Source organism: Methanospirillum sp., assembly GCF_035406105.1.
In the GTDB taxonomy this organism is placed as follows: Archaea; Halobacteriota; Methanomicrobia; order Methanomicrobiales; family Methanospirillaceae; genus Methanospirillum.
Genome location: NZ_DAONKG010000071.1, coordinates 1 through 10,602 on the forward strand (window position 1 = coordinate 1; position 10,602 = coordinate 10,602).

A 10,602-nucleotide genomic window follows, 5' to 3' on the forward strand; every position below is an offset into this window, starting at 1 on the left:
GTCAGAAAGATATTCACCCGCCTTGAGGAGTCATTAATAACTCCCCTTGAGCCTGATGAAATACACCGTCTGGCAAAAGCGCTTGATGATGTTATAGATATCATCGACTGGGTGGCTCATCAGATCTGTAATTATCAGCTGATTGGCATATATCCCCATCTGGGTACATTTGCAGAATTTATCTCGATTTCAGTCGCAGAAATCCGAGAAGGTGTCGGGTTGCTAGGTTCCTGGGATGAGATTGCGGAGATAAAAAACTCCTGTCAGAATATTAATCATGTGTATAACCGGTCCAGCGATCTGCTCTCAACAGCAGTCACTGAGCTCTTCTCGATGCAGGATCCGATTCTTCTTATTAAATTAAAGGATATCTATGAAAATCTCGAAGAAGTGCTGCAGGAGTGCAACGACGTCGGTCATGTATTGAATGAGATCATTATTCGTCATAGATAAGCCATGGAATTCATCATCATTATCGGTATCTTCCTGGCGCTTTTGTTTAATTTCGTCAATGGACTGAATGATGCCGGGAACTCCATCGCCACAGTGGTAGCAACCAGGGCATTACGACCATTGTATGCCCTTATTCTTGCTGCAGTCTGCAATATTATGGGACCATTTATCCTGACCACTGCCATTGCAAAAACTATCGGAACCGGTGTAGTCAAACCCGCAGCACTTACTCCTGATACCCTTGTTGTAGCCATCTTTTGTGGCGTGTTTCTTCTCAGCTATCTGACAGCGAAAGGATTTCCTCTATCAGCCAGTCATGCCCTTATCGGGTGCATGGTTGGATCATCCATTGCTGCATTTGGTCTTTCTACGGTTATCTGGCCGTCAGGTGAGATGATCATCCCGGTGGCACTGTCAGGACTTGTCGGGGCACTCTGTGGCGGACTGTGTCTCTCAATCCTCTTTTTTATGCTGAAAGGCCCTGTACGCCTTGGGGCAGTTGCTGGGGCAGTCGGAGGATTTTCATTCATGATCGTTTCGCTCATGGCTGCCGGTATCATTCAGGTTAGCGGGCTTCTTGCAATTTTTATCTTTATTGTGATATCACCGACCATCGGTTTTTTTGGAGGTTTTTCTCTCGATATTGTGGTCTCATACCTGTTCCGGTTTTCCCGGCAGAGCACCAGAAATAAAATCTTCCTTCCACTTCAGATCATATCAAGCGGAATTCAGGCCATCGGTCATGGTGCAAATGACGGACTTCATGCGGTGGGTATGATTGCTGCCTTATTTATTGCAGGTGGCCATTCCGATACCTTTATTACTCCGTTCTGGGTGATGGGAGCATCAGCCCTTGCCATTGGTGCCGGCACGGTATTTGGAGGATGGAACGTTATCACCAGGATGGCAAAGGGTATTACACGCATCCGTCCATATCAGGGGTTTTGCGCCTCCACAGCCGGTGGTCTGGTCATATCAGCCCTGACAATAACCGGTATTCCTACCTCTTCAACGCATATTATCAGTGGTTCTATCGTTGGTGTTGGTGCAACGAGGGGTAAAAATGCAGTTGACTGGAATGTGGTCAGGGATATTGTCACAACCTGGATTGTCACATTTCCGCTGGCGGTAACCACCTCTGCTCTCTGTTATTTTATCTACTCTTTCATCATGAAAGCAGGTCTTGTTCTGATGGATATCATCAGATAACAGATCGGTGTCTTTTTACGTATGTAAGGGTTATTTGTTCCGATTACTGTGGGGATTAAGGAATGGTTGATTCCACAGGACAAAGTATTTTTTGACCTTTTTGAACAGCTGGCCGGTATTGTAGTGCAGGCGTCCCACAAACTGGAACAGATGGTTACAAAAAAGACTGAGCCTGAATCAACTTATAAAGAGATCAAGGATCTGGAACATAAGGGCGATTTAATCACCCATGAAATCTACGAACATTTAAATAGGACCTTCATAACTCCGCTTGATCCGCTCGAGATATCCCGGTTGGCAACAGCCCTTGATGATGTACTGGATTATATTGATGATTCGGCTGAAAAGCTGCTCATCTATGGGGTCAAAGAGTATGATAAGACCATGCAGAATTTTGCTCAGCTGATCCGTCTGTCAACCATCCAGCTGGAATGCGGGGTCAGAGGTATTCGTTCGTTAAAAAAAAGTAATCCGCTTGAAAGTTGTGGCATCGAAGTCAATCGTCTTGAAAACATGGCAGATGATCTGTTATCTCAGGCAATACAACGGTTGTTTGCCACAGAAGATCCCATGACCACAATAAAACTGAAAGATATCTACGAGTGCCTGGAGACGGCTACCGATAAATGTGAAGATGTTGCGAACGTGCTCTCAGACATCAGCATCAGGCATTCGTGATCAGTATGGATAGCATCCTCATCATCGGCATTGTTATTGCGCTCTTATTCAATTTTTTAAATGGTCTTCATGATGCGGCAAATTCCATCTCAACTATTGTTGCAACACGGGTTCTGACCCCGTTGCAGGCAGTGGGTCTTGCAGCATTTTTCAATCTGATAGGCCCGTTATTCTTCACCACTGCCATTGCAAAAACCATAGGAAAAGGGATCGTGGCCACGGAATGGCTTACCCTTGATGTCATCATTATCGGCATTCTTGTCGCTTCGTTCTGGATTTATGCAACTGCATATATTGGCGTCCCGATATCATCCACACATGCCATGGTTGGCGGTCTGATTGGGGCAGCCGTTGCTTATGGGGGGATAAACGTTGTTATATTACCTTCATTGCCTTTGATTGGCGGTGTTGTGCTCTTTGGGCTTGCCGGTGCACTTACCGGAGCATTCATTCTTACCGGTATTGCATACCTCAAACATGAGACAGATTTCAGTCATTTTCTAAAGATTGGAGGTTTTTTCGGTTTTGTATTCTCCATACCGATCTGTATTATACTGCATATTCTTCCAATAAGTGGCCTTTTGGGTATCATTCTTTTTATTGTAATATCACCCTCTCTTGGATTCGCCGGTGCATTTCTCTTTGGATGCCTGGTAATCAGGGCGTGCAGAAATGCAGATCAGCAGATGATGAATAAAATCTTTAATAAACTTCAGATTGTTTCCGCATCTTTTTACAGCATCGGTCATGGGAGTAATGATGCCCAGCATGCAATGGGTATCATCACAGCGATGCTGGTTACAGCAGGCGTATTATCTGATTTTCATGTTCCGGTCTGGGTGATTCTTATGTCAAGTGCTGCAATTTCTCTTGGCACACTTACCGGAGGGTGGAAGATTGTTCGGACCATGGCAAAACGAATCACCCATCTTCGTCCGTACCAGGGTTTTTGCGCTGAAACGGGTGGTGGACTTGTTCTTTTGTTTGTTACACTCTTTGGTGTTCCGGTATCTAGTACTCATGCAATCAGCGGGTGTATCATGGGGGTTGGTGCGACACAGGGAAGTGCGGCGGTTCAATGGTCAGTCGTCAGGCAGATCGTCACCGCCTGGATAATTACGATTCCGCTTACTGCAACCTGTTCATATCTTGTATGTATGGGTATTCAGCAGATCTGGTAACCTCTGTTTTTCCATATCCCGGGTAGCAAAAAGATACTGCTGGGCATACCCGGCATAGGGACCAAAATACTCCCTGCAAAATCCGCTGATAGTATCATAGGATAATCTGCCTTTATTTTCGGTTTTAATCAGGTCTGCATATCTTTTTTCGATGATCGTTCGTATCCGGATATCAACCGGCACTGCGCTGAGATGTTCAAATGCAAAAAGCAGGACACAGTCTGCGACCTTCGGCCCGACGCCAGGGAGGGTCATCAGGGCCTTTTTTGCCCCCGTATACTCCATCATAGCCACCTGCTCAAAAAAATCCGGATGGTTACAGATATATGCTGCGGTTTTTATTAAATACGGAGCCCGGTATCCGGTCAGACATTCCCGTAATCGGTCCTCACGGCATTGTGAGAGGGTTTTCGGATCAGGGAATTGATGTTCGCCGGTATGACATGCCCTCCCATACCGTCCGAGAATGAGATTGATACGTTTTTCAATCGTCCTGATATTCGAATTTGCCGAACAGATAAAACTTACAAGGCATTCCCACGGATGTTGCCTGAGAATACGCAGTCCTTGTGATCGTGCATATTGAGTTTCAAAAAAGGGATCTGGTGTTGAATTATATACAATGATATGATCGCGGATGGATGTGATAATCTCCTGTATGGGATCATGCAGCCCGAGAAAACGGATGATCTCCCGCTTGTCTGCACCTTCGTACTGGAGTGAGTCCCGTTCCTGTCTGATGGTTATGATTTTTCCGTTATGCACTCCTTTCCACATATCTCCTGTTTTTTTCCATCCGAATATTTGTCCGCATGAGAGTGAAAGGTCCAGGTCAAAGGGTGTTTGCGAAGATGTGAGGTGCAGGGATTTCACAAAAGAGGGTATGTCTGTCTGATGAAAAGAATATCTCATGAGAACAGAGACTATATCTAAGAACTGAGATACAATGAATAGACATGCAGGATTGGGTGTGATGAGGAGGTTTTCTTTACTATCAATTATTTGTGTTGTATTATCACTCTGTATCTGTTCGGTATCAGGAGAAGAACCGGGATCAGGACAGGAGAATACAATGCTTTCAGGATCTGCCGGCTCGGCAGTATCAGACTATCTGAATGGATCAATTAATCTGTTCGAGGGATGGAATTTTGTATCTATCCCCCGCCGGCTGGCAGATGATGCGAACACAGCTTCAATTTTCTCTGGTCTTAATTCTGCCGGTCATAGTATCTGGACTTATAATCTAAAGGATGGCGGATGGAATGATCTGACGGCTGAGGATAAGATCCTCCCGCTTGAAGGATACTGGGTGTATTCAACCGCTCCATTCTCCGTCCCCTTACGATTTTCTGATGACCCCCTTCAGGTTCCTCCGGTAAAGGATATGATGGCCGGCTGGAATATGTTTGGATTTACAGGGAATACTCCGGCATCAGCGCGTGATTCTTTGCTCTCTATCAGGAATACCTGGACTGAGGTGATAGGTTGGGATCCTGTGAGACAACAATTTGAGACAACCATTGTAAATGGGGGATCAAATGAACAGGCAGATTCACGGATGTTACAGCCAACCCGTTCCTACTGGGTATATGTAACTGAATCCTGCAGCCTTGCCAGTATCGGGGCATAACCTGAAAAAGGCTTCAGTTCTTTTTTTTAGACAGATCCTTAGTTGTGGTACTGGTCACAGAGACTTGGGCATTGTGGGCAGGGGCAGGAGAGGAACCGGTTCAAAGCCGCTTCACAATCCTGGTTACTTCTTTCCACATCTCTGTCTTTTCCTCAAGGCGGATTGCATAAGCAGGACTTGTAGACGGAAGATACCGGGTTGGTATCCTGGCATCGGGGAAAAATTTTTTAAATCCTTTTTCTGCTTCACGACCGTTTAAAAAGATTACCTGAATGAATGGATGATGTGATATGAGCGTTTTCAAATCATTAGGAATCGGGTGGTGTATCCGTGCATCTGCACTGTTTTTTCGCATGCATGATGCATATACATCCCATAATCCGATCTTATGATTCAAGAGAAGTGAAATTCGTTCTTTATACGGGAGATGGTGCGGTATGCCCAGGACTGATTCCATAATCATCCAGAACATGTTTCGGGGATTTGCATAATATTCCCCGGCTTGTAAGGAGAGGAGTGACGGATAACTCCCCAGAATTAAAGCAACACAGTCCGGTGAGATGAGGGGGAGGAGCCCGCATGGGGGGATTGTCATGCAATCATGAGCACGTCAGTCTGTTCTGAATGCGTACGGACTGGAGTCCTGAATTGAATGCAGAGGCGACTGTTTCATTGTCCTGAAGTCTCATGGATGTGTCATGAAGGGGATTATTATCGTTTTTCCATGCTGCATTCAGCCAGATAAGAGCTTTCACATCTGGCCATACATCTTTAGATAGCGACGAGAGCATCTCTGTAACAAATGATGCAGGATCGATAAACCTGCTGTGCACATCTGTTCCGCTTATGAGGAGAACTGGTTTTTCAATTCCCCCGGCCATAAGAGTATGTATGGTCGTATCCAGAGTATCTTTGAATGGTTTTGTCCCGGTCTCAAAGGGTTTTTTCGAGCCAAATAAGGAGATAGCAACCAGGTCACAATATTCATCTCCGGGGTAATACCCTGAGATATTATTCCATTCTTCTAACGGCTGACTCTCTGCATTTACATGATATATCCAGATCAGATTAGATGCCCCTTCTTCACGCATAATATCAATGATATGACGGTATGCATCCTGAAACATATCCTGTCCTTTCTGGTACCCGTTCCAGTATCCGTTCCATGGATAGTTCCACTGGTTTACCTCGGTCCCATACTCAATAAAAATAGGAGAGCCAAAGACTCGTGCCTCCCGTGCCCATGAACGAAGTTCACCATCAAACTTTCCAAGAGCAATATTGTGTAATGTGTATACCGGTTCCTGCTGATACGGACGGTCTGAGCTTCGCATCATGAGCCTGATATATGGGATCATACCTTCGTCTCGTACCGTCTTTGCATCATCAGCAGGAAATTTCCGGTCTTTCATCCATTCATCGGAAAATACTCCTATTGCAGGGTTTTTCCCTGATTTTTCCCGAAACTCACGGATCTCCTGAAGGAGAACCTGCTCTTTTCCTGATGGTGTTCCAGGCGGTGCAAATATCCCAAGTGCAATACTTCTATCCTCTCCCAGACAAAAGTTTGGTGGCAGTCCTGAAGCGATCGAAGGTATGGCAATCAGGACAAGGATAAGACCACATCCCCATAGTATGATGACTCCCCCTTTCATCACGACACCTCGTATCCGAGGTATTTCTATTTTCATGTAAAAAGTCTGTCTCATTCTGTTCTGACGGTGGAAGATATATTCGGATCATATTTATGTAGAAGCTCGTGTATCATCTGAGACGTATGCATCTGACCGGCTGGGTTGAGCTTGATGGAACAGTACTATCACAGGAAGAGGTAGAGCAGGCTCTTCTTTCTGACCCTTCAATAGTATCGCGCTTTGGTGGTGAATTTTATCTCGAGTACGGATCCTGTGCGGCCCGTGATATGTACGGCATCATTCCCGGACCATGCAAGCCCGGAACTATTACCTGTGATGGAAATGTTATCGGCCTCATCCATCCGTCCTGCCCTCATCTTTCTCTTGAAGATGCAATTCTCACCGCTGTACGGCTTAGATCTGCCACAGGCATTACAGCCCTTTCAGGGGGGGTTGATTCAGCTCTTGTGGCTGCTCTGGCAGGACGTCCCTGTCTTGTGGTTGGGATGGAAGGATGTCATGATATCAGGCAGGCCAGGGAAGTTGCCGCTATTCTTGATCTTCCGCTTACGGTCAGAATTGTAACCCCTGAAGATGTACAGAAAGCCCTTTTGGTGGTCATATCCCTCATAGAAGATCCGAATCCGGTTGATGTGGCTATTGCAACGACGTTATACTTTGTTGCTGAGACAGCTCATCAGCTCGGATATAAACGAATTCTTACTGGTCAGGGGGCAGATGAGGTCTTTGGAGGATATGCCCGGTATCTGGAAACGCCGGACCATCTTCTGGATGAAGTGTTTGCCCGTGATTTTGCCTCGCTTGCCCGTCAGGGATGTCGCGATCAGAGTATTGCACGATCTATGGGTGCCTACCTCTCCATGCCATATCTTGATATCAGGGTTGTATGCGCTGCGCACGCAATACCCCCTCGCGAACGGGTCTTGGGAGGTGTTCGAAAAAAACCTCTTCGTGAAGTAGCTAGACGGTATCTGCCTGAATCCTACGCGTATTATGAGAAAAAAGCAATGCAGTACGGGACCGGGATCTGGAAAGAGATAAAACGGATTGCCCGGCAGAATGGTTATCACAGCTCTGTTTCAGATTTCATATCACATATCAGGAGGACATAAGAATACAATGGTTACCGCAGAAGACGTCAGAAAAATCGCAAAACTTGCTGATGTCGGTATTGATGATTCAGAACTCTCCGAATTTACAACCCAGTGTTCAGGCATTCTGGAATACTTTGCCGTACTTGATACCCTGGATCAGAATAAGCCATTCATTCGTGACCGGTATAATGTACTTCGTGAGGATGAAGTGCTCCCGTCCCTGACGCAGGAGGAGTCCCTCCGGAATGCAGGACAGACAGAAAAAGGTTACTTTAAAGCTCCCCGGGTGATGTGACGTGAAAAAGCTGGCATTTCATCCGGATGATTCAGTTCGTGCTTTTATTACCACTATCCCTGAAGTAACCTATGGCGACGGACCTCTTTCAGGGGTTACCGTTGCAGTAAAAGACAATATATCTACAAAGGGAATTGAGACCACCTGTGCTTCAAAAATTTTAAAAGGGTATATCCCTCCGTATGATGCCCATGTCGTCACCCTGCTTCGGAATTCCGGGGCGGCACTGGTTGGAAAGACCAATATGGATGAGTTTGGGATGGGCACCACAACGGAAAACAGTGCCTTTGGACCGACGCTCAATCCGCTTGATCATGAACGGGTTCCGGGTGGTTCATCAGGCGGATCTGCCGCGGCGGTTGCAGCAGGACTTGTAGACTGTGCCATTGGGTCAGACACGGGTGGTTCGATCCGATGTCCTGCTGCTTTTTGTGGGATTGTCGGATTAAAACCGACCTATGGCAGGGTATCCAGATATGGTCTTATTGCGTATGCAAACTCTCTTGAGCAGATAGGACCGATGGCGCGTGATGTTACGACGCTTTCAAAACTGTATTCTGTTATTGCCGGACATGACCCAAGGGATGCAACCTCGGTTGACCGACCGTATTCGCACATCCCGTCCGCTGATATTAAAGGGCTGAAGATTGGTGTTCCTGACGAATTTTTCGGTGAAGGAGTAAATCCGAAGGTAGCCGGTGTTGTGAGAAAGGCACTGGAGATTCTTGAGTCATATGGCGCACAGACAGTACCCTGTACCATACCCTCAATGAAGTATGCATTATCCGCGTACTATGTCACCTGCACCAGCGAAGCATCCAGTAATCTTGCACGGTTTGATGGTGTCAGGTATGGCCCGGCAGTAGAGACCCTCAAGAGCTGGCATGATGCGTATTCTGATCAGAGAAAGGCCGGATTTGGAAAAGAAGTCCGGCGTCGTATCATTCTTGGGACATTTTCACTGGCAGCCGGATACTATGGCAGATATTATCAGAAAGCTCAGACCGCACGTCAGATGGTCAGGGATGACCTTGAACGGATCTTCAGGGATGTTGATGTGATTGCCGGGCCGACAATGCCTGATATCGCATTCCGGCTTGGAGAAAAGAGTGATCCGCTCCAGATGTATCTCTCTGATATACTGACCGTTCCTGCAAATCTTGCCGGTGTTCCGGCGATATCAGTCCCGTGCGGAAACGTGGAACACATGCCGGTGGGATTACAGCTTATCGGGCGATATTTTGAGGATGAGCGGATTATTGATACGGCATATGCGTTTGAACAGGGGGGAGCATGATGGAGGAGCGGGAGACGATCATCGGTCTTGAGATCCACTGTCAGCTGAATACGAAGTCCAAGATGTTCTGTGGGTGCTCTACCGATTTTCGCGACAATGAACCAAACACCCATACCTGTCCGGTCTGCCTGGGTCTTCCAGGCAGTATGCCGATGGTAAATAAGCGGGCTATTGAGTATGCCCTGAAGGTTGCAAAGGCATTAAACTGCACGATACGGGAAGAATCAGAATTTTCACGAAAGAATTATTTTTATCCTGACCTGAACAAGGCATACCAGATCACCCAGTATGACAAGCCTCTGGCAGAATGCGGAAAACTCCTGATTGATGGTGATAATGGAGAGAAAGAAGTCAGGATAACCAGAATTCACCTGGAGGAGGATCCTGGCCGTTCGGTCCATATGGGTACCACGGATAGGGGGAAATACACCCTTGTTGATTATAATCGTGCCGGCATTCCGCTTATAGAGATAGTTACCGAGCCAGATCTCAGATCTCCCAAAGAGGCCAGAAAGTTCCTGAATAAGCTTCGGGCAACCCTTGAGTATCTGGACGTCTTTGACTCTGAAAAGGAGGGTTCTCTTCGTGTTGACGCAAACATCTCCCTGCAGGGATCGGAGCGTGTTGAAGTCAAGAATATCTCATCATATAAGGGTGTTGAGAAAGCTCTGACATTTGAAGTCACAAGACAGCGGAATCTGCTCCGTCGTGGGCAGACAGTCGCACGGGAGACCAGACACTTTGTGGAGGCCAGGGGGGTTACCACGTCTTCCCGATCAAAAGAAGAGGAGAATGATTACCGGTACTTCCCAGAGCCTGATCTTCTTCCATTGCGGGTGGCATCATGGATTGACGAGATCACACTCCCCGAGCTTCCGGATGCCCGCAGGGAGCGGTTTATTACCCAGTACGGGATCTCACCGGAGCATGCAAAAACCCTGACCGGTGGCCTGAAGCTTGCAGAATTTTATGAGAATGTTGCAACAATAAATCCCGCCCTGGCAGCTACCTGGACTGCGGATTACCTTCTCGGAGAGCTGAATTACCGTGACTTTTCGATTGATGCCATGCCGGCGGACCTCTTTCGGGAGCTTCTCGATCTGATTGCCG

Annotated in this window: 12 protein-coding genes; 9 read left to right on the forward strand and 3 right to left on the reverse strand. The window is 46.8% G+C overall.

Annotated elements, in window-relative coordinates; translation table 11 throughout:
• The 4 genes from PLA23_RS05810 to PLA23_RS05825 form a co-directional block, all read left to right on the forward strand.
• The coding region (locus PLA23_RS05810; protein WP_324474384.1) for a DUF47 domain-containing protein at positions 1-453 on the forward strand (453 nt) is incomplete at its 5' end.
• Positions 454-456: 3 nt separating this feature from the next.
• Complete coding sequence (locus tag PLA23_RS05815) at positions 457-1,662, forward strand: inorganic phosphate transporter (protein WP_324328731.1); 1,206 nt, start codon at positions 457-459, stop codon at positions 1,660-1,662.
• A 48-nt stretch (positions 1,663-1,710) separates the two neighbouring features.
• Complete coding sequence (locus tag PLA23_RS05820) at positions 1,711-2,340, forward strand: DUF47 domain-containing protein (protein WP_324328733.1); 630 nt, start codon at positions 1,711-1,713, stop codon at positions 2,338-2,340.
• Positions 2,341-2,345: 5 nt separating this feature from the next.
• Entirely contained in the window at positions 2,346-3,521 is a 1,176-nt protein-coding gene (locus tag PLA23_RS05825; RefSeq protein WP_324474385.1) for an inorganic phosphate transporter, read from the forward strand.
• On the opposite strand, the gene PLA23_RS05830 is transcribed toward PLA23_RS05825, so the two are convergent.
• Positions 3,483-4,433: a DNA-3-methyladenine glycosylase family protein gene (locus tag PLA23_RS05830; RefSeq protein ID WP_324474387.1), complete on the reverse strand. Its 951-nt coding sequence runs from the start codon at positions 4,431-4,433 to the stop codon at positions 3,483-3,485. The two genes, PLA23_RS05825 and PLA23_RS05830, sit on opposite strands and share 39 nt — an antisense overlap.
• Positions 4,434-4,467: 34 nt before the next feature.
• On the opposite strand from PLA23_RS05830, the gene PLA23_RS05835 reads away from it, so the two are divergent.
• Positions 4,468-5,151: a hypothetical protein gene (locus PLA23_RS05835; protein WP_324474389.1), complete on the forward strand. Its 684-nt coding sequence runs from the start codon at positions 4,468-4,470 to the stop codon at positions 5,149-5,151.
• A 100-nt stretch (positions 5,152-5,251) separates the two neighbouring features.
• On the opposite strand, the gene PLA23_RS05840 is transcribed toward PLA23_RS05835, so the two are convergent.
• Complete coding sequence (locus tag PLA23_RS05840; protein WP_324328308.1) at positions 5,252-5,746, reverse strand: DNA-deoxyinosine glycosylase; 495 nt, start codon at positions 5,744-5,746, stop codon at positions 5,252-5,254.
• Positions 5,747-5,750: 4 nt separating this feature from the next.
• Positions 5,751-6,806, reverse strand: coding sequence for a glycosyl hydrolase (locus PLA23_RS05845; protein ID WP_324328306.1), 1,056 nt, complete (start codon positions 6,804-6,806; stop codon positions 5,751-5,753).
• A 122-nt stretch (positions 6,807-6,928) separates the two neighbouring features.
• Between PLA23_RS05845 and PLA23_RS05850 the strand changes: the two genes are divergently transcribed.
• From PLA23_RS05850 to gatB, 4 genes are all read left to right on the forward strand, one after another.
• Positions 6,929-7,918: an asparagine synthase C-terminal domain-containing protein gene (locus tag PLA23_RS05850; protein ID WP_324328304.1), complete on the forward strand. Its 990-nt coding sequence runs from the start codon at positions 6,929-6,931 to the stop codon at positions 7,916-7,918.
• A 7-nt stretch (positions 7,919-7,925) separates the two neighbouring features.
• Complete coding sequence (gene gatC / locus PLA23_RS05855; protein WP_324328302.1) at positions 7,926-8,195, forward strand: Asp-tRNA(Asn)/Glu-tRNA(Gln) amidotransferase subunit GatC; 270 nt, start codon at positions 7,926-7,928, stop codon at positions 8,193-8,195.
• A 1-nt stretch (position 8,196) separates the two neighbouring features.
• The gene (gatA, locus tag PLA23_RS05860) at positions 8,197-9,492 is read left to right on the forward strand and encodes an Asp-tRNA(Asn)/Glu-tRNA(Gln) amidotransferase subunit GatA (RefSeq protein WP_324474390.1); all 1,296 of its coding nucleotides are present in this window, start codon (positions 8,197-8,199) and stop codon (positions 9,490-9,492) included.
• A partial coding sequence (gene gatB / locus PLA23_RS05865; RefSeq protein WP_324474391.1) for an Asp-tRNA(Asn)/Glu-tRNA(Gln) amidotransferase subunit GatB occupies positions 9,492-10,602 on the forward strand: 1,111 nt, incomplete at its 3' end. The genes gatA and gatB, both read left to right, overlap by 1 nt.

What these genes read in the sequence shown, in the direction of transcription:
- PLA23_RS05815 (WP_324328731.1), top strand. Translation starts at nt 457, where the DNA reads ATGGAATTCATCATCATTATCGGTATCTTCCTGGCGCTTTTGTTTAAT.
- PLA23_RS05825 (WP_324474385.1), top strand. Translation starts at nt 2,346, where the DNA reads ATGGATAGCATCCTCATCATCGGCATTGTTATTGCGCTCTTATTCAAT.
- gatC (WP_324328302.1), top strand. Translation starts at nt 7,926, where the DNA reads ATGGTTACCGCAGAAGACGTCAGAAAAATCGCAAAACTTGCTGATGTC.
- PLA23_RS05845 (WP_324328306.1), bottom strand. Translation starts at nt 6,806, where the DNA reads ATGAAAGGGGGAGTCATCATACTATGGGGATGTGGTCTTATCCTTGTC.
- PLA23_RS05830 (WP_324474387.1), bottom strand. Translation starts at nt 4,433, where the DNA reads ATGAGATATTCTTTTCATCAGACAGACATACCCTCTTTTGTGAAATCC.
- PLA23_RS05835 (WP_324474389.1), top strand. Translation starts at nt 4,468, where the DNA reads ATGAATAGACATGCAGGATTGGGTGTGATGAGGAGGTTTTCTTTACTA.
- PLA23_RS05840 (WP_324328308.1), bottom strand. Translation starts at nt 5,746, where the DNA reads ATGACAATCCCCCCATGCGGGCTCCTCCCCCTCATCTCACCGGACTGT.
- PLA23_RS05850 (WP_324328304.1), top strand. Translation starts at nt 6,929, where the DNA reads ATGCATCTGACCGGCTGGGTTGAGCTTGATGGAACAGTACTATCACAG.